Here is a 21,607-nt window from a genome sequence, read left to right on the forward strand (position 1 = left end):
TCCCCGTGTTCGAGCCGTTCTTCGATGCCCTGGACGAGTCGCAGACGTCTGGCGATCCCCGTATGTCCGGCGTCGCGCCGGCCATCGTGGTCGAGAACCTGGATCTGACCCACGCCGGCCGGGTCCAGGTGCGATACGCGTGGCTGCCGGGCGTGGAGCCATGGGCCCGGGTCTGCGCGCCGGTGGCCGGGGACGGCTCCGGCATCTGGTGTCTCCCGCAACCGGGCGACGAGGTCCTGGTGGGCTTCCACAACGGGGACGTCCGAGAGCCGTACGTGCTGGGTGGGCTGTGGAGCATGGTCTCACCGCCGCCGGTGAGCCTGCCGACCGACGCCCGGTTCAAGCGCGTGCTGCGCTCCCCGCAGGGCCACGAGTTCTCCATGGACGACCTGCTGGGCGAGGTTGTGGTACGCCACCAGCAGGGCCACTCGATCAAACTGGCCAGGGACGGGATCACCATCTCCGTGGCTGGCGGCGCCGCCTCGGTCACCCTGGACGCCACCGGCACCGTGACCCTGTCCGGCAAGCGGGCGGTGGAGGCGCGCGGCCTCGACATCACGCTCAAGGCCGCCGATTCGATGACCGCCTCCGGAACCAGGGCCGCACTCAAGGCCCAGGCCACCTGCACCGTCCAGGGAGCCATGGTGAAGATCAACTGACCGTCGCACCCGTCCGGCACCGATCCCCGAGCAGACAGGAGCCGCCCGTGCCGCTCGCAGCCCGCGTCAACGAGCCGACCGCCCATCCGGGAGCCGTGTCCGGCCCCGGCGTGGCCAATGTGATGATCGGCGGCCTGCCGGCCGCCGTCCAGGGCGACATCCACTGCTGCGCGTTCCCGCCGCCGGCCACCCATCCGCCCAGCCCCTTCCCGAAGGGTTCCGCGACCGTGCTGGTCGCAGGGCGCGGCGCCTTGCGCCAGGGCGACACGGCCGGCTGCGGAGCGCCGATCGTCGCCGGCTGCCCGACCGTAGTGATCGGCGGCTGACATGGACGTGTATCCGTCGTCCGCCCCAGACGGGCCGGACAACGACAGGTCCGTACTCGGGCACGGCTGGGCCTCGCCGGTCGGCTTCGGCCCGCTGGGCGAGGTAGCCGGGGCGGGCGGCCCGGAGAAGGTCCGCCAGTCGATCCGGCTGATCCTGGGGACCCGTCGCGGGGAGCGTGTCCTGCGCCCCGACTTCGGGGCGGGCCTGGAGGAGTTGCAGTTCGAGCCGCTGTCCACCACGACCGCGGCGCTGGTCCGACACCGCGTGGAACAGGCCCTGATCACCTGGGAACCGCGGATCGACATCGGGGACGTGACGGTGACCCTGGCCGACCGGGCCACCGGCCGGCTCGATATCGAGGTCGCCTACCGGATCCGTACCACCAACACCTTCTACAACCTGGTGTACCCCTTCTATCTGAGTGAGCAGGCCCAGCAGTGACCGCGTCCCCACCACCGGACGGACGCGCCGAGATCCTCGACCTCCTGATGCGCCGTCGCACCGGTTGGGTTCCGGAGTGGCAGCCGACCGCGGACGAGGTGTCGGCGGCCGCCGGACACGCCTTGGCCGCCCTGCTGGCCTCCCTGGCGGAACGGCTGGCTGCGCTGCCGGACCTGCAACTCGCCGCGCTGCTCGACCGGATCGGTGTGTCGCCGCTGCCGCCGCGCGCGGCCTCCGTACCGGTGCTGCTGGAGCCGCTCCCCGCTGCGGTCGGGGGGCGGGTGGCCGCGGGCACGCGACTGGGGGCGGCCGTAGCGGGGAGCACCGATCCGCTGCCCTTCGAGACGGAGAGCGGCGTCGGTCTGATGTCGGCGCCGCTGGCCGAGGTGTGGAGCGTCCTGCCGGGGTCGGACAGCGCGGCGGACCACTCGGCCGACGCGCTCGCACGGCGGCCGTTCACCCTCTTCACCGGTCTGCGCCGGACCCGCCGGGAACTGTATCTGGGGCACGACAGTCTGCTGGCCTTCGCCGGGCCTTCCGCCGTGGACGTCCGGATCAGCCTGGCCACCGCTGCCTCGGTGCCGCTGCGGCTGGAGTGGGCCTGGTGGGACGGGAGTTCGTGGCGCGCCTTCGCCCCGTGGGGCGAGGATCCAGGCCACTCCCGTGACGGAACGCGCGGGTTGACCGGTTCGGGGACGGTCACGCTGGTCGTCCCGTCCGCCCAGGCCCTCCCCACCGAGGTACGGGGCATCACCTCTCACTGGTTGCGTGCCCGCCTGACCTCACCCGTAGTGCCCGCGCCCGGACTGGTGCTGCCCGAGCTGGCGGGCATCACGCTCATCGGCAGCACCCAGAGTGTGCCCGCCGGGCTGCGGCCCGACCGGGCCGTGGCCGAGGGGCTGCCGGTCGACATCTCCAAGGAGTTCGCCCCGTTCGGGCCGGCGCCCGAGCTGGGCAGCGTCTTCCACCTGGCCTGCGACACGGTCTTCGCCAGGCCCGGCGCCGTGGTGACCCTTGGACTCGAACGCGCAGCGACAGCCGCCGAGTCGGCCGACCTCGTCGCCCCACCCCCTGCTATCGACCCTCCCGAACGCCGCGCCGCGCCCTTGGGCCCGCCCCAAGTGGCATGGGAGTTCTTCGACGGATCCGGCTGGCGCGAGTTGTCGCCCCTGACGGAGAGGACCCAGACGCACGGCGCACGGCCACGCGACCTGGTCGGCAAGGGCACGATCACCTTCAGCGTTCCCCAGGGCTGGGCCCCCCTCGCTGTCGCCGGCGAGGAGCACCGCTGGCTCCGGGCCCGGCTGTTCGCGGGCGCCTACGCGAACCTGCGGATCCTGACCCTGCCCAGCGGCGAGGAGACGCAGCAGCTCGCAATCGTCGAGCCCAGGCCTCCCGTCCTGGGGCCCATCGAGATCTCCTACCTCTACACCCCCACTGCCGGGCCGCCCCAGCACGTCCTGGTCCTCGACGACCACGTGTGGCGGGAGGGGACGGTCGGCAGCTTGGGGACCGTCGCGCCGCTCTTCCGGCTCCTGCCGGACGAGACCCCGGCCGTCTACCTCGGGTTCGACGGCGACCTGCCCGCGGACCGGATCGGCCTGTACGCGGAGCTCGACGAGGGCGGGGCACTGCCGGCGCCGGGCCGGCTGGTGTGGGAGGGGCACGACGGCACGGACTGGGTGGCGCTCGCCCACGAGGACGCGACGGCGGGACTCGCCCGTTCAGGCATCGTGCACCTCCAGTGGCTGGGCATCGGCGGCCCGGCGGGAGCACCCCTCGTCGGAGCCCAGGGGCGCTCCGTCACCCTCCGGGGGCGCGGTGCCGCCACCCGCTTTTCCCCCGGTGACTGGCTGATGCTGTCGGACCTGCGCGGCAGCGAGGCTGTGGTGGTGGACGCCACCGAGAACGAGACGGTGACCCTGCGCGACCCTGTTTCCCGTGCCTACGCGGGCGGCGAGCTACGTGACGCCCCGCCCGCCCGATTCGGTACGCCCCGGACCTGGCTGCGGGCTCGGCTGCCCGCAGACGCCGACCCGGCACAGGCCACAGTGCTCGTACTGGCTCCCAACGCGGTCTGCGCCCGCCAGTCCCTCACAGTGACCGACGAATTGCTCGGATCCGGCGACGGGACTGCCGGTCAGGTGTTCCGCAGCCGGCACGCTCCCCTGCTCGAGGGCATCGTGCTGGAGATCCAGGAGCGCGACGGTATCCGTGCTGGTGTCGATCTTCCGCTGCTCCGGCAGGAACTCGGACCCTCCGGGCAGGAGCGGGTGCGTACCGTGGTGGACCCGCGCACCGCTCGGGTCGTGGAGGCGTGGGTGCGGTGGACGGAGGTGTCCAGCCTGAGCGCGGCCGGGCCCACGGACCGTGTCTTCGCCTGCGATCACGCCTCGGGACGCATCCTGTTCGGCGGAGAAGGGCACGGCATGCCCGCTCCCCGGGGCGAGGGCAACGTAGTGCTGCGCTCGTACCACACGGGCGGCGGCGCGGCGGGCAATGTCGCGGCGGATGCGATCACGCAGGTGGTGGGTGCGGCCGGAGTCTCCGGGGTGAGCAACCCCTGTCCGGCCGCCGGCGGCGCCGACGCAGAGACCTTCGCCGCGGCTCTCGCCCGGGGGCCCGCGATCCTCAGGCACCGGCGGCTCGGCGTGACGCGCGAGGACATCGAGTCGCTCGTGACGGAGGCCTGTCCGGCAGTGGCGTACGCACGGGCGCTGGGAGCCGTCGACAGGCACGGCCGGGCAGTCGCCGGGGCGGTCCGGCTCATGGTGATCCCGCGCGACGGGTCGCGCCGGCCAACGCCCTCCGGCGAGCTGCGGCGGTTGGTACGCAACGCGGTCGCGGCCAGGATGCCCGCCACGGCGGTGCCCGGACTGGTGGTCGAGGGGCCGCGCTACCGGCCGGTGGGAGTGACGGTGGAGGTGCGTGCGGCGCACACGGCGGAACCGGGTGTGGTCCGCTCGGAGGTGCAGACCGAACTCGACCGCTTCCTGGACCCGGTGGCGGGCGGCCCGCAGGGACAGGGATGGCCGTTCGGCCGGGCGGTGCACGCCTGCGACGTGGCCCGTCTGCTCCAGGCCGTACCCGGCGTCGACGTGGTCACCCGGCTCAATCTCGACGTGGGCGGCAGCCCGGCAGGCGACCGTGTCGAGATCGAGCCTGACACGGTGGTGTGCGCCGGACCGGTCACCGTACAGCTCTTCGGAAGGGAGGCGTGAAGTGCCTCTGCACCCACCCGTGCTCGACACCCGCCGATGGCCCGACTTGGTGGCCGAGGCCAGGGCGCTGATCCCTCTGGTCGCTCCGCGCTGGACCGACCAGAACGTCTCCGACCCGGGCATCGCCCTGCTGGAGCTGCTCGCCTGGCACGTGGACGCAGGCATGTACCGGGCAGGCCGGACCACCGATCCCCTCCTGCGCAAACTGCTCGCCCTGATCGGCCATCCGCCCGGGGGAGCGCGGCACGCCACAGCCGTCCTCGCCCTGAGCGGGAATCCCGCGCAGCCGGTGGAACTCCCCGCCGGCCTGGTGTTGTCCGCCTCCCGCCCGACGTCCCAAGGGCCGAAGGCGGGGCCCTCACCAAGACTCACGACGCTGCACCCGGTCCGTCCCACCGGCGCCGCCCTCACGGTGGCGGGCGTCGACGACGGGACCGCCGAGGACACGCGGTACACTGCGGGGTGGACCGACCGCACCGCGGCTCTCGCCGCGGGCGTCCCATACCCCGCCCTGGGGCCGGACCCCGGACCGGGCGCCGCGCTGGTGCTGGGGCTGGATCGGGAACTGCCCGCCGGCACACGGCTGTCCCTGTACCTCGGCTTGGACCAGGGGCGGTGTGGCGACGGGACGTCCGCCGCCTCTCGGGACGACGATCCCAAGACGCCCCACCACGATGCCCGGACCGTGTGGGAGGTACGCCGCGCAGGTACCTGGCAGCACCTCGATGCCGCCGACGTGGTCGACGGCACGCGTGCCCTGACCCGTGGCGCCGGCGTCGTACTCCACTTGGCGCAGCCGCTGGCGCCGGAGGCGCTGGGAGTCCTTCCCGAACGGGCCTGGATCCGCTGCCGCCAGGATCGCGGGCGCCATGACGCGCCACCGCTCCTGACCGGGATCACCGTGGACGCCGTGCGCGCGGAACTGGCCGAGACCGCCGTCGGGTCCTTCACCGTCGCCGCCGGTGTCACCCCGTCCGGCGGTCCCATGCCCCAGCCACCGGCTCTGGTCCCCCTCGTGCTCTGCGTGAACACGCGGGGACAGGTCGAGGGGCTGCGCCTGGGAGTCGCGACGGAGGCAGGCCCCTTGGTCCGCGTCCTCGAATGGCAGCAGCCCGAAGGACAGTCGCAGGGCCGCCTGGTGGTCGAGGCCGTCGTAGCGGGAGTGGGCGACGGCACCCCCGAACAGAGTTTCGCCCTGCCCGTGGTGGGGACCGTGCCCGCAGACCGTGCCGAGGTATGGCTGTGCTCACCCGACCTCCATGCGCGCCGGGTGACGCTGATGCCCGATCTCGACGCGTCGGGACGATCAGACCGTCACGCGGTGCTCGCCCCGTCCACCGGTGTGCTCACCTTCGGCGACGGGCGGCACGGGGCGGTGCCGGAGGTGGGTGAGACGGTACTGGCGATCTGCTCGGTCGGCGGCGGGAGCGGTGCGGGCAAACCCGCGCCCGGCCTTCACTGGGCCCTGGAACCGAGCCCGCGCAATCAAGCGCTGCTCGGCCGGCCTCCAACACCAAGCGACCCGACAGCCACCCTGGCCGTCGCGCCCACCGGCGGCGCCGAGCCGCAGGACGTCGCCGCCGCGGCAGCCCGTGCGGAGCGGGCGGTCTGGGTCCACGAGCGGCTGTGCCAAGCCCTCACCGCGGCCGGCGCCTCCTCGCTGGACGAACTCGATCGCAACCTGGTGCGCGATCTGGACGTCCCCGAACGGGCTGTGACGCTCGCCGACTTCGAGCGGTGCGCACTCGCCACCCCGGGAACGTCGATCACACGGGCGCGGGCCTTCGTGGAGACAGACCCACGGGTGCCGGGCCACCGGGCCGCGGGGTGCCTCACCGTAGTGATCGTTCCGGAACTGCCGCAGGCCCGGCCCGAGCCCTCGGCCGGACTGCTGGACGCCGTCCGCTCCTGGCTCGCCACCCGCCGGACGGTCGGCACCCGTGTCTTTGTCACCGGCCCGCGCTACGTTCCGGTCGCGGCGCAGGTGACCGCAGTCCTGCGCCCCGGTGCCGACCAGGCGGCCACCACGCGGGCGGCCATGGCCGCCCTGAACCGGTTCCTCCATCCCCTCACCGGCGGCCCGAGGGCAGGCGGTTGGCCCTTCGGCCGTGATGTCCACCGCAGCGAGGTGATGCAGGTCCTCGACGAGGTCCCCGGTGTAGATCACATCAGCGCCCTGACGCTCCTCACCACGGATGGCGACCGCCATCATTCCGGCCTACCCGTGCCCGCCGACGGCCTAGTGGTGCCAGGCGCCCACACGTTCGACATCGCCGAGGGAGCCAGGACATGACCGCCGTGGACCGCATCGCCTTCGAGCAGGGACAGCCGCTGCGCTCCGCCGATCTGGCCGCTCTCTTCGGCCCGCTCGACCTGAGCCTGGCCGATCACGTCCGGTCCGCCCACCACTGCCAGGGGGTTCTGATCGGACTGGAACCCGCCCTGCAGACCACCCCGAGAAGAACCCTCAGCGTCACACCGGGCATCGCCGCCACCGCCGATGGCGACCTGCTGGTCCTGACGGAACCTCACACCCTCGTGCCGGGCGACGCCGTGGTCACCGTGGTGCTGCGCGCCATCGGCACGGGCCCGCGTGCCCGGCCGTGGCTCCTTGGCCCCCACACGGCGGCCGAGCCCGGCACGGATGTCGTCCTAGGCCGGCTCGCGCCCGACGCCACCACCGTGGAGACCACCGGCCTGCGCACAATCGCACTACGGCCCGGCACCACACAGCTGCTGACCGGCCGACTGTCCCAAGCCACGGCTCAGCTTTCCGGTACGCAGCTGTGCTGGTCGGCGACCGTGTCCCTGCCGAGCGACCTGGCAGCCACACCCACGGTGATCGCCTCCCTGGACGGTCCGCCACCACTGACGACGATCAGCACCACCATCGCAGTCCAGGCGCCCGACTCCGCCAGCTTCACGCTGCTGGTCCGTCACGGACGACCGGCGGATCAGAACCCGGTTCTGTCGCAGGTGACCAAGGCCACCGTCGACATCGTCTGGACGGCCGTCGTCGACGTGCCTCCGGTCGCGATCGGCCCCGCTCCGCTCGCGACCCGCACCACCGAGACCATGGCCCTCCCCGACGAAAGAGCGGAGACCCTGAACGTGGACGAGCCGACCGCCCCCCTGCCCTCGGTATCCCGTCCGGCCTTCTTCGAGCACCAGGTGCTGGCTGCCGCCGACCTGATGGAACTCGTCCACGCCGAACGGGCACTGCGCGAACTCCACCACCGGACGCTGCACGGCTGGGGCATCAGCCGCGGGATCGAGGTGAGCGGCGAGGCCGGAAGCCCTTCGGTGACGGTAATGCCCGGCTACGCACTGGACGCAGTCGGCCGGGAACTGCTGCTGACCCGGCAGGTGAAACTCGACGTGCCCGCTGTGACCGGCGACCTCGAGGGCCAACCGGACGACCCTGAGAGCCATCCGCAGGAGTTCCGCCTAATCCTGCGCTGGACGGAGGACGACGAGGCCACCGTCCACACCCGCGACGGTGCCGGAGCGTCCTTTGGCGCCGTCCGGCTGGACAACGACCCCACCCTGCAATGGCTGCCCAAGGAGGCGGTCCGCAACGGCTTCGACCTGGAACTGGCGACCGTCCACGTGCGGGACTGCACACTGACGGCATCGCCCGACCCGTCGTCCCGGCGGCCTCTGCGGATCTCCCCCCATGTGGCGGCCGGTGTCACCACCCCCGGTCGCACCGAGTGGACGCTGGTCAAAACGGACGGCGGGTCGGTCATGGGCCTGAGGACGGAGATCGACACCCGATCCGGCGGCTTCACCGGTTCCCCCACGTATCTGCTGCGCCTGGAAGGCCGCCGCGACACACCCTTGCCGCCACCGGAGGAAGGCGACGCCGTCCTCGACGGCACTCCCTACGTTGAGAGCTCCGCCACCAACAGCCTGGTCGTCGTCATCCCCCTGCATTCAGGGGTGACCGCGTCCGATCCCGATCCCGCCAACCCCGCCACATCGGTACAGCTCAACCCGGCCTCGCTGCTCAACGACGACCTCCCTGCGCTCGTGGGAGGCTCGCTCGGGTGGAACGTGGCCTGGGTCGGCGTGGAGAGCTGACCGTGCCCCAGGAAACGCCGTATCGCTGGCTGAACCAGGAAGGCCGCTGGCCCGGCGCGTCGGGCGGCACGCTGGGCCGTGAGGGCGACACCCGACTGCTGCCTGTCATCGGGCTCCCTGTCGGGGAGCCGTGGGCACCGTTCGCCTTCCGGCCTGCCGGCGGCGCCGTCGAAGTGCGAGCGGAGGCCGACGGCAGCGTGACCGTGATCGATACAGGTCGCCAGCGTGTCGTTCGGGTCGGCGAGGACGGCCGGGCAGCCGAGGCCGAGGACGCGCAGGTGCCCCCGGAGGCCCCGGAAGACCCCGCTCTGCTCGCCGCACGTACACGGGTGGACGGGGTGGCCGCCGCGCCGGCCCCCGACGGCTGGGGATCCGGTTTCGTGGCCGTCACATCCTCGGGCGACGTGTTCCTGGTGCCCGAGGACGCGGCGGAGCCCGAAGCGCGGCTGACCGGGGTGATCGCGGGCCTGGCGGGTGTCGCCCTCGACCACCGCGGGCGACTGCTACTGGCCGGTCCGGCTGGGCTGTACCGGCCCGCCGCGCCGCTGCGGGCGGCTTGGAGCGTGATCGTGATGCCTGCACCACACCCTCACGGCCACGCCCGCTGGGACCGGGTGCAGGTCGAACTCGCCGAACCGGCCCCCTCTGACACGCATGTACGCATCTGGACGCTCGCCTCCGGCACCCCCCACGGTCCTGACGTCCCCGCTCCCGAGCCGCCCGCCCCCACAGCACGCGACGCCACGGACCCTGACCATGCCCCGGTGCCCACAGCTGCCGAACGGTGGCGGGCCGGCCCGCTGGACTGCCCCGACGTACGCGTACTCGCGGTGCCCCAGGACCTCGCGCCCGCCCTGTGGGTGGCGGTCGAGCTGGTCGGAGACGGATGCTCGACACCTCGGCTGAGCGATGTGCGGGTCCTGCGCTCCGGGCGCGGACTGCTGGACCAGCTGCCGGCCGTGTACACGGGGGACGACGACGGCACCGGGCAACTGGGGCGGCTGCTGGGGCTGTTCTCCTCGGTGTACGAGGAGGTGACAAGGGACTTGGACCGGCTGTCCGAGCTGCTCGACCCGGCGGTGGCCCCGGACCGCGAGGACGCGCCCTGGCTGTCGCGCCTGGCCGCGTGGGTGGACACAGGTCTGGACGCCCTCGATCCGGTGGCACCGTCGTCCCGGGTGCGGTGGCGACGCGAGCAAGTGGCACAGGCGGTCGCTGCGCACGCCCGGCGGGGTACTCCGGCCGGACTTGTGGAGGCCGTGCGCCGCGAGGTGGGCGGCATCGAGGTGGAGGTCCACGAGCCCCTGCTCGACGCCGGGGTCTGGAAGCTGGGGGATCCCGGGAGTTCGGTGCTGGGCTCCACCACCCGGCTCACCGCGCGGCCGGAACCGCCCGTGCTCGGCAGCACGGCCGTTCTGGACGAATCCTGGCTGATCGACGCGGGGGATCGCGGACTGCCGCTGTACGCGCAGTGCGCTCACCGCGTTCTCGTGCTGGTCCCGGCCGAGCACGCGCCCGCGCTCGCCGCGGTGCGGCAGGTCGTCGAACGCGAGCGCCCTGCCCATGTGGTCGCCGAGGTCCGGCTGAAACCGGCGGAGTAGGCCCCGCGGCCCCGTCGCCGCAAGCAAGAACACTGCAGAGAGGAACCTCATGCCCACACCTGTAGAGGAAACCGAACGTCCGCTCTGGTTCACCGGGCAGCTTGTCGGTCCGGAGGACCTGGGCCAGTGGAACACCTGGGCCCTGGCACGCAAACGCCGGCACAACCGTCTCCTGCACGGCTGGGGTCTGGTGTTCGGGGCGGACGTCAGGACGGCACAGACGCAGAACACCCCGATCCCCGGAACCGTGGACATCTCACCCGGCTTCGTCCTGTCCCCGCAGGGCGACGAGATCGCGATCGACGACCCCGTACGGGTAGACGTACGCACGCTCGCGCCGGTCGGCCCGCTGGACCCGGCACACCTGTTCTTCATCGCCGTTCGGTACGACGAGAGTGGGGCGGCCGGGCAGACGCGTACGACGGAGGGGTTCAGCCTGGGGCTGCTCGATACGCTGCCGGAGATCTACACGGCCCCGGATCCACAGGCCATGCCCGACGGGCAACCCGCGCCTGCCCAGACGTCGGAGCCGTGGGTGGTACTGGCCGGAGTCCGTATTCCGGCGGCCGGCGGGGTGCAACTGGACCCGAAGGTCCGGCGCTTCGTACCGCAGCTGCGGCCGGAGGGACCCGTCGGCCCGTCCCAGCCGGCCGACCTCACCCTGACGCCGAATCTGATGTGGATGAACGACGACTTCCAGCGTGCCTGGACGCACGAGGACGGTTGTGCGGTGACACGCGCATCGGACGTCTTCTCCTCGCCTCCCACCAGCGGCGGCGTCACCAGTTCGGGCATCATGAATGTGGTTCTTCCGCAGGACAGCCTGATCTCCGAGTTCAGGGCCTCGGGCACCAAGGCCCCCGACCGCAACCTGACCATCACGCTCTCCCGCAAGGAGATCGCGCTCAACGGCAGCGACGGCCCCACGGAACCGATCGCTGTCCTACGGGTGCCCAAGGGCCCCAATCAGGCGTTCTTCGACATGACGGCCATGGCAAAGCCGGACCGGGCCCAGGTCCACAACACCAGGTTCCGCTATTACATCGTCGCCGAGGCGGTCAAGACGACGGACACCGGTCAAGCCCTCACCGGGAAGGCAGTCATCAACGACTTCCGGATCGTCCACACGCCCTGACCCGGACCTGACGGCCGGTCACAGCTCCACGACGGACACCAGATCGGTGGAAGGATCGGTCACATACAACCGGCCACCACCAGGAGCCAGACAGACACCGTGAGCGGCGGTCTCCAGCCGGATCCGCGCACCGGACTCCAGCAGGGTCCGCGGATCGACCACGGCCAGACTGCGCTCTCCGGGCAGCGTCACGAACAACCTGTCCCCGCCCTCGGCCATCGCCAGCCCGAACGGATTCGGAAGACTCACCGACCCCGTCACCTTCTGCTGTCCGACATCGACCACCAGCACCTTCTGCGCCTGCGCGTCCGCCACGTACAACAATGCCCCGTCCGGGGAGAGCGCCAGACCCCGCAGCAACAGACCGACATTCTCCAGCGTCCTCAGCACGGCGCCCGTAACGGCGTCCACCACCACGACACTGCCGTTGAAACCGTCGGCCACATACAAAAGCCCCCCGCCGGGAGCCACCGCCACCCCGGCCGGCTCACCGCCCACCGCGAACGGAGCCCCCACCACTGCCCTCGTCACCAGATCGATCACGGACACCGTCCCCGACGACGAGTTCGCCACGTATGCACGCGACGTGTGCGGGGACATCGCGATGCCCGTCGGCCTGCCGCCGACACCGATCGTCATCTCCCGAACCTGCACCACCGAGACCGTACCGGTCACGGGGCTGGCCACATACAGACGACCGTCCGCCACTTCGGCCAGCGAATCCGGGTCGGAGCACGCTGGGACCCGTTTGTTCGTCGTGCGGGTGGCGATGTCCACCTCGCTCACGTGGCCGTCGACGACTCCCGCCACGAAGAGGCTCCGCCCGTCACGGCTGACCACCGCGGGGCCGGGGCCGCCGGGGACGGTGATCGGTTCACCGTCGAGGGCCGGGAATTCGGGGTCGATGACCGTCACCGCGTCCATACCCGGCCTGGTGACGAAGACAGGGCCAGCGGGGCTCACAGCCATGTCACGCGCACCCTCGACAGTGAAGAACCCCTCGCTGGGCCCGCCGTCCATGTCGACGGCCACTACGGTGTCGCCGCCCGTGACGAAGACTTGGTGCCCACTGCCCGCCAGCGCAATATGGCTCATGAAGAATTCGGCTACGTCCTGCCCTGGCGTGAACGTCACATCCGCCAGCAGTGTCTGCGTGGAGTATCCGGTGAACGTACCTGTCTGAGGGTCGGTGACACAGACGCGGTTTCCGTCCGTCGCCAGAACTCGGCTGCTCCCCGAAGGGCCGACGGAAATGTGGTCCACAATGGCGCGGCTCTGGGTATCGATCACCGACATCCGGTCGGGCCCCACGACGTAAGCGTGTGCACCGCTCGGGTCCGCCGCCAGGTCGAACGGGTCCTCGAAGGCGATGGTGTTGACCACCTCGTCGGTGGAGGAGTCGATCACGACGACCTTCCCTCCCACGGTGTCCGCGATGTACACCTCACGGCCGTCTCCCGGAGCCACCACCGCCGTCGGCCGCAGGCCGACAGGGATCCGTTTCTCCGGAGTGCTGATGACCGATACCGCGTTCCCCTCGCCGAGGGTGGCGAAGAGATGCCGGCCGTCGGGACTCATGGCCACCCCCTCCGACTTGCCGGCGGTGGCCACCGGACGGAACCGGGTCGGGAAGACCAGCACCGACTGGCCGCCGATGGAGGAGGCATAGAGATGCTCCCCGTCAGGAGACATGATCAGGCGGTCCACCCCTTCCGCAGCGAACTCGCGAATGACGGACATGTCGGCGCTGTCGACGACGGTGATGCTCTGGGCGGACCTGGCGACGTACAGCCTCCTGCCGTCGGGTGACACCGCCACATCGCTGGGCCCGGCACCGACCTTGACCTCGGCGGTCACCGCGAACCTGTCGGCGTCAACGAGGCGCAGCGTGCCCGATTCCAAAGCCGGCACGAAGACCTGCCGACCGCCGGGGCCGACCGCCAGACCCGGGATCCCCTCCATGTCCGCACCGACGCCGACCGTGCCGAGCACGCTCATGGTCTGTGTATCCACCACCACAAGCATCGATCCGCTCTCGTCGACCGCGTAGATGCGATCGCCGGTGGGAGACATCGCGAGCAGGGACGGCAGAACACCGATCTCGAACGTGCCGGTGACCGCGTTCTCGGCAGTGTCGACCACCGCGATGCCCATCGGCCCCTCCAGCGGCACATTCCCCAGAGGCAGATAGGCGAGCCGACCGTCCGGGGCGACAACGCCCTCGGAAGGGCGACCGCCGAGCGTGATGGTGCCGGTCACCGACCGGGCCACGGTGTCGACGATCGCCACGACGCCCTCATCGACCATCACATAGAGGCGCCCGTCGTGCGTGAGAGTGGCGTGCCGGCGCAGGTTGGGGCAGGCGATCGTGCCCGTCAGCCGGCCGATGGCTGTGTCGATCACGCAGATGACGTCGTCAGCGGCACAGACCGCGTAAAGCAGGCGGCCGTCACGGGACATCAGCAACCTGTCCGGCTGGTGACCAAGGAGGATGCGGGCTGGAGTGAGGTTGGGCATGGCATCAGCATGGAATCGGCTCACATGTCACGCAGGGAGCGCGGCAGCCTGGGCCGCGAGTTCCCCCATGTGGATCAGCGTGCGTGACCGACAACACGATCGGCTGGTGCATGAACGCCTGCCGCAACGCACGCGGCGCGGTGCGGGATGTCGTCGGGCGTCGTACGCCCCGCCGACCTAGACATGCATCCTTGGGTAGGGTTGTCCGATCATGTGGGACAGGGGGTTGGTGACCCGGTGGGTGACTCCGGAACTGGTCGCCGAGGTGCTGGAGAAGTGCCGGGTCCGGGACAAGAAGCCCGGCGCGCTGCCGGCCGGGTTCATGGTCTACTTCACGCTTGCCCTGGCGCTGTTCCAGCAGGACTCCTATGACGATGCGGTAGAGCAACTGGTGGTCAGCATGCGGGAGTTGAGCGGGACCATCCCGAACAAGTCCTCGTTCACGCGGGCGCGCAGGCGTCTGGGACCGCTGGTCCTGGAAGCCGTCTTCCGCGAGCTGGCCGACCCGTTGGCCCCCGTGAGCCCGGAGGGCTCCTTCTACCGCAGGATGCCGCTGGCCGCGGTGGACGGGTTCGTGGACGCGCCGGACACACCGGCCAACCGGGCCGCATTCGGTGGGCCGGTCAAAAACGGCCGGCCGGCAGGGTTCCTCAAGTGCGGGTGGTGACACTGACCGAGTGCGGCACGCACGCGCAGATCGACGCGGCGGTGAGCGGATTCAACAGCGTGAGCGAGGGTTGGCGATCACTCTGGCAACCTCGGCGAGCAAGATGCTCGTCATCATGGACCGGGGCTTCCCCGGGGGCGAGTTGTGGAAGGCCTATCTCGGATTCGGGGCCCATCTGCTGATCCGGGCACGCCCGCCGGTGGCGCACCAGCCGGTTGAGTATCTGCCCGACGGGACCACGCAATGACCCTGGCCGACTGTGTTTGGTCGCGCGCAGCGGAAAGGCAACGATGAAGCCGTGTTCGTCCAGCGACCCGGCAGCCCTGTGGAATGCGTACTTCACCACCGCAGGCTTCGAGCTGATCAACAACGGGACAAAGACCTGCCTCGGCGAGGGATCGGGGGACACTCGCCACGTCACGCTCGTCAGGTGCACCGACGGCAATTCCCAGCAATGGACGCTCTACCGCTGAGCATTCGACGCATCGAGCGTCGGCCGCCAGAACACTCCTCCTCGCGATCACGGGCAATTGGTCCGAGACCAGCGCAGCGAAGCTCCTCACAACTCCGTCCACGACCGCGGCTCACCACCGCCCAGCGGTACCCACACAGCCTGGGCAGGACCGTGCTCCTCGATATCCTCCAACACGGCCGCCCTCAAACGGACTTCACGGGGAAAGGCTGCGACGAGCGGGTGCTGAGCCACCATCGCCTGCAGATCACCCACCCGATCGTTCAGCCTGGAACGGGAGGCACCCGTCAGCACGAACAGCACACGCGAAAAGACCGGATACCAACGCAGCCACGCGGGCCCTGCCAACGTGCTTGTCAGGCAGTCGACATCACGAGCTCGAGGACCTGATCGAGATGCGGGGCCGTGAGCACCACGTCTCCCGCTCACCCTCCAGCCGCACGGTCAGCATCGGGTACGCAGACCGGGTGGCGGGCGCAAGTCTGCTGACCCGGTGCGGGGGGCGCAGGACACGGAACGTGTCCGGCACGTCCTCGCCGCAGCCGAGGGTGTCGGCGGTCAGGCCCGCGCGGATCGGGCTGCCGTCCGATTTGTGGACACTCTCGGCCAGCACGAGGTCTCCGACCGCGTCCAGCGCGTCGGTGAGGTCGGCCAGCAGCGGGTTCACCGCCGCCCGGTCGCTATCCGACGCGACCACCGGCGCCCCATCGATGACACTGGCCCAGTCGGACGCATCGGCCCCGGCCCGTGCGAGGGCCATGCCGTCGACGACGTTGCGTGCGGAGACGGCCTCCGCACTGCGCGCCCACAGATCCGCGTCCGGGTCCTGGGCCCGCGTCTCGGGCACGACCGGAAGGGGGAACTGCCGGCGGAACCGTTCGACGAGATGGTCCAGTTCGGCATCGTGCAGTGCCCGTTCGAACCGGTAGCCCAGCAGCGAGCCCAGGTTCTGCCCCTGCCGTACACCGTCGAGCAGCCAGCGTGCGATACGGGTGCGGCGGGAGGTGAGGTTGACCGCGTAGCTCTGCTCGTCGGGGTTGCCGAGGAAGCCGGAGCGCAGGACGGCGGCCGTGGCCGCGTGGTGCAGTGAGGGGGCGTGGATGTAGCCGTCCTTCCCGGACAGCTCGACGGTGGTCGCCCCGTCGTCCAGCTCGACGTCGAGCTGCTCCCTCGGCTCCGGCGGCCGCAGGTCCTCCATCCACCGAACCGGACGCCCTCGGCGCCGGACGCCCGCAACTCGGCCAGACGCTTGGACGCCAGTGAGGTGATCCACGCGCCCAGGCGGTGCGAGTGGACGTCGATGACCTCCAGCAGCAGCTCGGGCAGCCGGGTCACCGGTACGGCGGCGAGGGCCCGCAGTGCTTGCTCAAGCTGGGGCAGCGCGCCCGCGGCACCGGCGGCGGCCGCGACGCGTTCTGCGCGCTCGCGCTCGTCGAGGCCCTCCAGCACGTCGGCCACGAGTTGATCCACTTCGCCGGTGACGGCCCTTCGGCAACCCGGACGGTCTTGTCCCGGCGACGATGGCCCGTGACCGTGCGCCGCGGAGCGGCGACGTTCGACGTCGCACTGCGGTCGGTCGGGCAGGAGGTCGGTAGGAGGAGCCGGTCATGAGTGAGCTCGGTACCGTGGCACTCGAGGTCAAGCACGACGGCTCCTGCCAGGCGACCGCCTTCAGCCCCGATGGCAAGCGCTTCGCCAGTGGAGGCAGCGACACCCTTTTGCGGGTGCGCCCGACCGGCATCGGGACGCGGCGGGACATGACAGTCGGCGGTGCCGTCACGGGCATCGCCTTCAGCCCGGAACCCGGGGTCCCCTGACCCACAGGCTGCCGCCGCGGTGCATCTCCCAGCGCTCGGAATTCTTTGCCCCCGTGCCGTCCACGGGCCTCGGCCCGCACGGCAGTCGGCATCGTCCATGGCGTGCAGAACCTTGTGGGCTGTCCCTTTAGCGGCCCACAAGTGTGACGATTTTTCAAAGCGCTTCGGGTGCTCGACGAGGCGGATCCTCCACGGATGGTTCTCCGATTCGGTGCCGCCCGGCCGGGGTTCGGAGTGACCCATGGCTGACCTCCTTGGCTCGGCCTCACGGATCGGCCACCGGCTCGCGGGGCTGAATCCCCCTGCATCCTGCGTGCGCCGCCGACCGGCCGACCGCGACCTGGGCGGACGACCGTGATCGTGGGCAAAGTCCCTGCGTGCACGGCAGTTTGACGGTGTGTAGTCCTGTGTGGCGCCACGATCGTGGAAGCCGGCCTGATCGGGGTCGGCAGTGCGGTTGCGGGGCGTTCCGGGCAGAGTAGCCTGGAGTTGATGTGGCCCTGCCCGATCTGGAGGTGGGCGATGTTTCTCCGATTTCTGCGGCGTCGTCAGTCGCACCGGCTGGTCCTTCTCGGCAACGGCCGTCTGATCCGGGGCTTCAGCGGCGGACTCTACGACGGTCACGGTTACCTGTCGTGACGCTGTTCACAGTTGAACGTGGGAGGAAGTGCGGTGACAGAGGACACCGATGCCCTGGCAGCCATGGCAAGGATCCTGTCACCGCACTGCCGTGTCAGCGGGATGTCTGACGGGGCGCTGATCGCGGACTGGAAACGGACGCGTTTCCTGGGGATGGCGACGGCGGATCTCCGTAAGTTCGCTGAAGGAACCCCTCAGGAACGCGCCGAGCTCGTCACCGTCCTCCTGCGTGCCGGCTGTGTCCGGGACCGCCGCAAGCAGCACGCCGACGCCGATGTCGGCCCCTGGCTGCGCGGAGTGCACCTGCTGATCCGCACCGTGGGATTCGGGCGGGTCCTGCGGTTGCTGTCCCTGGCCGCCCCGGAATACGCCCGCGCGGACGTGCCCTCCGCGGAGGAGGTCCGACGGCTGAAGCGAGCGGTGCAGGCGCACAGCCGCGGCAGCTGGCTGGTCGACGGCGACTGCAAGTCCGAGGCGGTGACAGCCTTCGTCCTGCTGCGCCGGTCCGGTCTGGAGGCCGTACTCCACGTCGGTGTGCGCGAGCACCCGTTCGCCCTGCACGCCTGGACGGTCTCGGCCGGTCAGTGCATCCCGGACGCCGATCCGCAAGGGCACGCCTTCGACCCGGTGCTCTCGATCGACGGCGGGGGACGGTGACATGGATGCCCTCCGCCTCGAGTGGGCGGGCGGCGCCCCGAAGCTCCGGGCTGCCGACGCCATGGCGCGTCATGGACTCGTGACGACGGTCTCCTCGCCGGCCGGCACCGCGGCCGTCGTCGGCTGGGTGGGCTCGGCCCGCGACCGGGTGACGGGCGCGCACGCCCTCCTCGACGCCTACGGACGGCAGGGAGCGGCCCTGCCGTCACCGGCCGGCGACTACGCGGCCGTACTGGTGTGCCGCGACCGCATTTTCCTGACCCGCGACGAGCAGGCACGCATCCCCCTGTTCTTCAGGGTGACTGGGGACCGCGTGAACGCCGTGAGCACGTCCGCCCGAGCCCTGGGCAGCGCCGACGGGCTGGACCCCCGCTACTTCTGCCGGTACCTCACTGGGAACATGGCGCAACCGCACACGGACATGACCCCGTTCACCGGCGTGCACCGCGTCCTCGGCGGTGAGGTGGTGGAGCTGTCCCTCACCGGGCAGCTGCGCGGTCATACGCTGCGCCGCGCCCGTCCCGCCGGTGACGCGCCCGCGCCGACAGCCGACGGACCCCGCCTCGACGAGGCCGCGCAGGACCTGCGCCTGGCGCTGGAGAACGCCGTCGGACGCCGTATGGGCACGACGACGGCATGCCATGTCTCGGGCGGCACCGACTCCACGGGTGTCGCGCTGCTCGCCGCGCGTCTTCTGGCCATGGGGTCCGGCTGCCCGCGAGAGCTCGTCCTGCTCGCCGGGCGCTTCTCCCAGGGGGAGCTGGCCGCGGAGCAGCCGTACATCGACCTCGCACTGGCGGAGATCCGCCGGCACACCCCAGCGGCCCGCCCGGTGATCGTCGACGCCGACGACGTGGCCGACTTCGACGACTTCCGCCACCACGCGGGAGACGCGGACGAACCTCAGGCGCACGCGTTCCGCGCCCCGTTCTGGAGCAGACTCCACGGCGCAGCTGCGGGACTTGGCTGCGACACCCTCCTGACCGGGTGCGGGGCCGATCCGGTCGCCGACGCCAACCCCTTCCACCTGCACAGGCTCGCCCGCACGGGCCAGCTCCGGCAGATGACCCGGCAGGCACGCGCCTGGGCCGCAGGGAGCGAACGGGGCCTGCGGGACGTCGTCCACGCCTACGTGGTCCAGCCGACTCTCCCGCTCACGGCCGAACGGATCACCGCACTGTCCTGCGGCGGAACGGTGCTGGGCGGGCTCGGCACCTTCGCCCGCCCCCGATGGCTGCGGCCCGGATTCGCGCGGGCTCACGGGTTCCGGGAGGCCCGCATCGCGGAGAGCCGCTTCGTCTTCGGGCGCAGACCGGAACAGTCGCTGTACGACGCCGCCAACTACCTCGCCGCCCCCGATCCGCTGTCCTGGCATCGGGCCGCACAGGACGGGTTCTTCCTCTCGCACCCCTTTCTCGACCCCGAGGTCGTCGCCACGATGAGCCGCCTCCCCGCGGCAGCCACGTTCCGGCCGGGCCGTCCGAAGGCCGTTCTCCGTGAGGCCTTGGCGGACCTGCTCCCGGCCCCGATCCGCGACAGGGCGGTCAAAGTCCCCTTCGACGACCTCTACGCACGCGGCCTGCGCAGACACGGCGAGGAACTCATCGGCCTGTGCCGCTCCGCCCAGCATCCGCTCGTCACGGAGATGTTCGACGTCGAGACGCTGTGCCGGGCTGTGCGGGAGGCGCAGCTCGGCATGGGGGACGCGTACGCCTGGGACCGGATGAACAGCTCGCTCGCGCTGGTGGCCTGGCTGGAGGGGCTCAGCGCTGGTTCTTGATGTCCCACAGGGTCCGCTCGACGGGGCCAGCGACGAGATCGACGAGACCGTACCGGCTCACCAGCTCCCGTTGCTCCTCCCCGGACAACTTGCTGTTGTCATCTTCGTCCTTGCGCGTGATGCTGGACTGCAGGATCGCACCGTGCGCGCCGAACGTCCAATAGACGTTGACGAAGCGCGGCTCCGTGGTGTTCTCGTCGATCGCGTTGTTCTCGTGCAGCCGGGCAGTGAAGAGGAGGGAGTCGAGGCCGATCTTCTGTTGGTCCTTCACCCATTTCGGGACGTAGCCACCACCCCAGGAGGTCCTCACGAAGTTGAGCGGTGACTCCAGCACGATCTGGTCCTTGCGCGCAAGGCTCGCCGAGGCATACAAGGCCACCTGGTCATACCGCGTGTCCAAGGGGAGTTCCATCACCATGCGCGTGGCGAAGGCGTCGCCCGGCTCGATCCAGTGTCCGAGCGACATCCAGGGTTTTGCCTCCACCAACTCGCCAGGCTGGTGAATCTCCCTGCGGGAGAGCGGGTTCATCTCACCCAAGGAGCGGGCAAACTGCTCGGCATCGTTTCGCCACTGCTCGCGAAGGCGGTCCTTGGGGCTCAGCGGCACCCGTTCCCCCATGGCGTGGACTTCCGTGCCGAGCACATAGAACCCCACGTCGGCTTGGTTCTTGAGCGTGATGTCAACAGGTACGGCGAACGCCTTGCGATCCTTGCTCAACACAGCCTTCCCCACGGACAACGTGATGAGAGGCCTGGCCTCACGCCGGTACGGCAGATAAAGGTTCTGATAGCCGAAATTTGCGACGGCGAGGATCGAGGAGACCAGCAGCGCAGCGGCCACCCGCTTCGGGGCGGGGATCGTGACCGACGTCCGCCACACGACGAAGAGAGCCCATGCCGCCCCCGCCGCGAGTGCGCCGAGAAGCGCTGGGAAGACCACCAGATCGCCGTTCTTCAGCGTCCTGAGCATGAGCAGGGCGTCGGTCAGCAGCGCCAAGAACACACCCATCAGTGCGACGAGGCCGGAGTACTGGAAGGTGTGCCCGACCCAGTGGTCCAGGACCGCGCAGGCAGCCAGGAGCGTGGTGAAAGCGACCGCGATGAGGACGGCACCGGTGAGGCGACCGGGGAAGGTCAGGGCATGGGCGAAGTTGCCGAGACCGAACCAGCCCAGCAGCCCTATCGTCCCGAGGAGGACCAGCAGGATTCCTGCCACGCTGAGCTGGGCCCGCCGGGTGTTCAGCGAGGGCCTCAGCACTTTCGGGTGCAAGCCCGCGTGGGGCGTGAGGGAATTCCGCACCCGATCACCTCCTGAGACCGCGACCGCGACCGCGCCGGGCACGCATGCCGTGCCGGGACATACGTGCACGGCGCGGCCGCGGGGGATCCGCTGCCGTGCCGACGGTTCGTCACCATCGTCCGTGGTGATCCACGGGAGCGCCATCGGACGCCCCCGGACGTGGGACCTCCCCGGCGCTCGCTGGGCCAGAAGCCCACTCCGGGCGGGCCGGTCACACCACGGCGGCGCACGTTCACACAGACCGCCGAGATTCTCCGGCTCTTCGTCCAGCGCTGGGGACGCGCTCCCGGC

At 70.8% G+C, this 21,607-nt stretch carries 18 protein-coding genes and 2 pseudogenes; 15 read left to right on the forward strand and 5 right to left on the reverse strand.

Annotated elements, in window-relative coordinates; all coding sequences use genetic code 11:
• Positions 1 to 5: 5 nt before the first annotated feature.
• The 8 genes from ABZV34_RS30155 to ABZV34_RS30190 are packed head-to-tail and all read left to right on the forward strand — an operon-like array spanning position 6 to position 11,467.
• Positions 6 to 659, forward strand: coding sequence for a phage baseplate assembly protein V (locus ABZV34_RS30155; protein WP_356283470.1), 654 nt, complete (start codon positions 6 to 8; stop codon positions 657 to 659).
• A 47-nt stretch (positions 660 to 706) separates the two neighbouring features.
• Positions 707 to 985, forward strand: coding sequence for a PAAR domain-containing protein (locus ABZV34_RS30160; protein ID WP_356283472.1), 279 nt, complete (start codon positions 707 to 709; stop codon positions 983 to 985).
• Position 986: 1 nt separating this feature from the next.
• Positions 987 to 1,427, forward strand: coding sequence for a GPW/gp25 family protein (locus tag ABZV34_RS30165; protein ID WP_356283475.1), 441 nt, complete (start codon positions 987 to 989; stop codon positions 1,425 to 1,427).
• Complete coding sequence (locus ABZV34_RS30170) at positions 1,424 to 4,648, forward strand: baseplate J/gp47 family protein (RefSeq protein ID WP_356283478.1); 3,225 nt, start codon at positions 1,424 to 1,426, stop codon at positions 4,646 to 4,648. Before ABZV34_RS30165 ends, ABZV34_RS30170 begins: the two co-directional genes overlap by 4 nt.
• 1 nt (position 4,649) lies before the next feature.
• The gene (locus ABZV34_RS30175; protein WP_356283480.1) at positions 4,650 to 6,941 is read left to right on the forward strand and encodes a baseplate J/gp47 family protein; all 2,292 of its coding nucleotides are present in this window, start codon (positions 4,650 to 4,652) and stop codon (positions 6,939 to 6,941) included.
• The gene (locus ABZV34_RS30180) at positions 6,938 to 8,731 is read left to right on the forward strand and encodes a hypothetical protein (RefSeq protein ID WP_356283483.1); all 1,794 of its coding nucleotides are present in this window, start codon (positions 6,938 to 6,940) and stop codon (positions 8,729 to 8,731) included. The genes ABZV34_RS30175 and ABZV34_RS30180 overlap by 4 nt, the downstream gene beginning before the upstream one ends.
• Positions 8,732 to 8,733: 2 nt before the next feature.
• A complete protein-coding gene (locus ABZV34_RS30185; RefSeq protein ID WP_356283486.1) occupies positions 8,734 to 10,332 on the forward strand; it encodes a phage tail protein in 1,599 nt (532 codons plus the stop codon).
• A 49-nt stretch (positions 10,333 to 10,381) separates the two neighbouring features.
• Entirely contained in the window at positions 10,382 to 11,467 is a 1,086-nt protein-coding gene (locus ABZV34_RS30190; protein WP_356283489.1) for a hypothetical protein, read from the forward strand.
• Positions 11,468 to 11,485: 18 nt separating this feature from the next.
• Here ABZV34_RS30190 and ABZV34_RS30195 read toward each other — a convergent pair whose 3' ends face one another.
• Positions 11,486 to 13,984, reverse strand: a complete 2,499-nt coding sequence (locus tag ABZV34_RS30195; RefSeq protein WP_356283492.1) for a hypothetical protein — start codon at positions 13,982 to 13,984, stop codon at positions 11,486 to 11,488.
• A 211-nt stretch (positions 13,985 to 14,195) separates the two neighbouring features.
• Here ABZV34_RS30195 and ABZV34_RS30200 point away from each other — a divergent pair, with 211 nt between their 5' ends.
• From ABZV34_RS30200 to ABZV34_RS30210, 3 genes are all read left to right on the forward strand, one after another.
• Positions 14,196 to 14,651: a transposase domain-containing protein gene (locus tag ABZV34_RS30200; RefSeq protein ID WP_356283495.1), complete on the forward strand. Its 456-nt coding sequence runs from the start codon at positions 14,196 to 14,198 to the stop codon at positions 14,649 to 14,651.
• Between the two features lie 70 nt (positions 14,652 to 14,721).
• On the forward strand, positions 14,722 to 14,898 hold the full coding sequence (locus ABZV34_RS30205) for a hypothetical protein (protein WP_356283497.1): 177 nt from the start codon (positions 14,722 to 14,724) through the stop codon (positions 14,896 to 14,898).
• A 16-nt stretch (positions 14,899 to 14,914) separates the two neighbouring features.
• Complete coding sequence (locus tag ABZV34_RS30210) at positions 14,915 to 15,124, forward strand: hypothetical protein (protein WP_356283500.1); 210 nt, start codon at positions 14,915 to 14,917, stop codon at positions 15,122 to 15,124.
• Positions 15,125 to 15,210: 86 nt separating this feature from the next.
• On the opposite strand, the pseudogene ABZV34_RS30215 reads toward ABZV34_RS30210, so the two are convergent.
• Together ABZV34_RS30215 and ABZV34_RS30220 are read right to left on the reverse strand one after the other, a co-directional pair.
• Positions 15,211 to 15,468, reverse strand: a pseudogene (locus tag ABZV34_RS30215) (hypothetical protein); the annotation flags it as partial.
• 25 nt (positions 15,469 to 15,493) lie between these two features.
• Positions 15,494 to 16,321: a hypothetical protein gene (locus ABZV34_RS30220; protein ID WP_356283502.1), complete on the reverse strand. Its 828-nt coding sequence runs from the start codon at positions 16,319 to 16,321 to the stop codon at positions 15,494 to 15,496.
• A gap of 92 nt (positions 16,322 to 16,413) precedes the next feature.
• Between ABZV34_RS30220 and ABZV34_RS30225 the strand changes: the two genes are divergently transcribed.
• Together ABZV34_RS30225 and ABZV34_RS30230 are read left to right on the forward strand one after the other, a co-directional pair.
• Positions 16,414 to 16,734 carry a hypothetical protein gene (locus ABZV34_RS30225; protein ID WP_356283529.1) on the forward strand — a complete coding sequence of 107 codons (321 nt, stop codon included), beginning with the start codon at positions 16,414 to 16,416 and terminating at the stop codon, positions 16,732 to 16,734.
• Positions 16,731 to 16,940, forward strand: coding sequence for a hypothetical protein (locus ABZV34_RS30230; protein ID WP_356283532.1), 210 nt, complete (start codon positions 16,731 to 16,733; stop codon positions 16,938 to 16,940). The genes ABZV34_RS30225 and ABZV34_RS30230 overlap by 4 nt, the downstream gene beginning before the upstream one ends.
• Positions 16,941 to 17,054: 114 nt before the next feature.
• Here the strand turns inward: ABZV34_RS30230 and ABZV34_RS30235 are convergent.
• A pseudogene (locus ABZV34_RS30235) lies at positions 17,055 to 17,183 on the reverse strand (DUF6424 family protein); the annotation flags it as partial.
• Positions 17,184 to 17,642: 459 nt separating this feature from the next.
• Here ABZV34_RS30235 and ABZV34_RS30240 point away from each other — a divergent pair.
• Complete coding sequence (locus ABZV34_RS30240) at positions 17,643 to 18,236, forward strand: lasso peptide biosynthesis B2 protein (protein WP_356283505.1); 594 nt, start codon at positions 17,643 to 17,645, stop codon at positions 18,234 to 18,236.
• 1 nt (position 18,237) lies between these two features.
• On the forward strand, positions 18,238 to 20,016 hold the full coding sequence (locus ABZV34_RS30245; RefSeq protein ID WP_356283508.1) for an asparagine synthase-related protein: 1,779 nt from the start codon (positions 18,238 to 18,240) through the stop codon (positions 20,014 to 20,016).
• Here ABZV34_RS30245 and ABZV34_RS30250 read toward each other — a convergent pair.
• On the reverse strand, positions 20,000 to 21,316 hold the full coding sequence (locus ABZV34_RS30250) for a hypothetical protein (RefSeq protein ID WP_356283511.1): 1,317 nt from the start codon (positions 21,314 to 21,316) through the stop codon (positions 20,000 to 20,002). The two genes, ABZV34_RS30245 and ABZV34_RS30250, sit on opposite strands and share 17 nt — an antisense overlap.
• Between the last annotated feature and the right edge of the window lie 291 nt (positions 21,317 to 21,607).

Origin of the sequence: Streptomyces sp. NPDC005195 (assembly GCF_040608315.1) — a bacterium.
Taxonomy (GTDB): Bacteria; Actinomycetota; Actinomycetes; order Streptomycetales; family Streptomycetaceae; genus Streptomyces; species Streptomyces kaempferi.

What these genes read in the sequence shown, in the direction of transcription:
- ABZV34_RS30165 (WP_356283475.1), top strand. Translation starts at nt 987, where the DNA reads ATGGACGTGTATCCGTCGTCCGCCCCAGACGGGCCGGACAACGACAGG.
- ABZV34_RS30180 (WP_356283483.1), top strand. Translation starts at nt 6,938, where the DNA reads ATGACCGCCGTGGACCGCATCGCCTTCGAGCAGGGACAGCCGCTGCGC.
- ABZV34_RS30190 (WP_356283489.1), top strand. Translation starts at nt 10,382, where the DNA reads ATGCCCACACCTGTAGAGGAAACCGAACGTCCGCTCTGGTTCACCGGG.
- ABZV34_RS30195 (WP_356283492.1), bottom strand. Translation starts at nt 13,984, where the DNA reads ATGCCCAACCTCACTCCAGCCCGCATCCTCCTTGGTCACCAGCCGGAC.
- ABZV34_RS30200 (WP_356283495.1), top strand. Translation starts at nt 14,196, where the DNA reads ATGTGGGACAGGGGGTTGGTGACCCGGTGGGTGACTCCGGAACTGGTC.
- ABZV34_RS30220 (WP_356283502.1), bottom strand. Translation starts at nt 16,321, where the DNA reads ATGGAGGACCTGCGGCCGCCGGAGCCGAGGGAGCAGCTCGACGTCGAG.
- ABZV34_RS30230 (WP_356283532.1), top strand. Translation starts at nt 16,731, where the DNA reads ATGAGTGAGCTCGGTACCGTGGCACTCGAGGTCAAGCACGACGGCTCC.
- ABZV34_RS30240 (WP_356283505.1), top strand. Translation starts at nt 17,643, where the DNA reads ATGGCAAGGATCCTGTCACCGCACTGCCGTGTCAGCGGGATGTCTGAC.
- ABZV34_RS30245 (WP_356283508.1), top strand. Translation starts at nt 18,238, where the DNA reads ATGGATGCCCTCCGCCTCGAGTGGGCGGGCGGCGCCCCGAAGCTCCGG.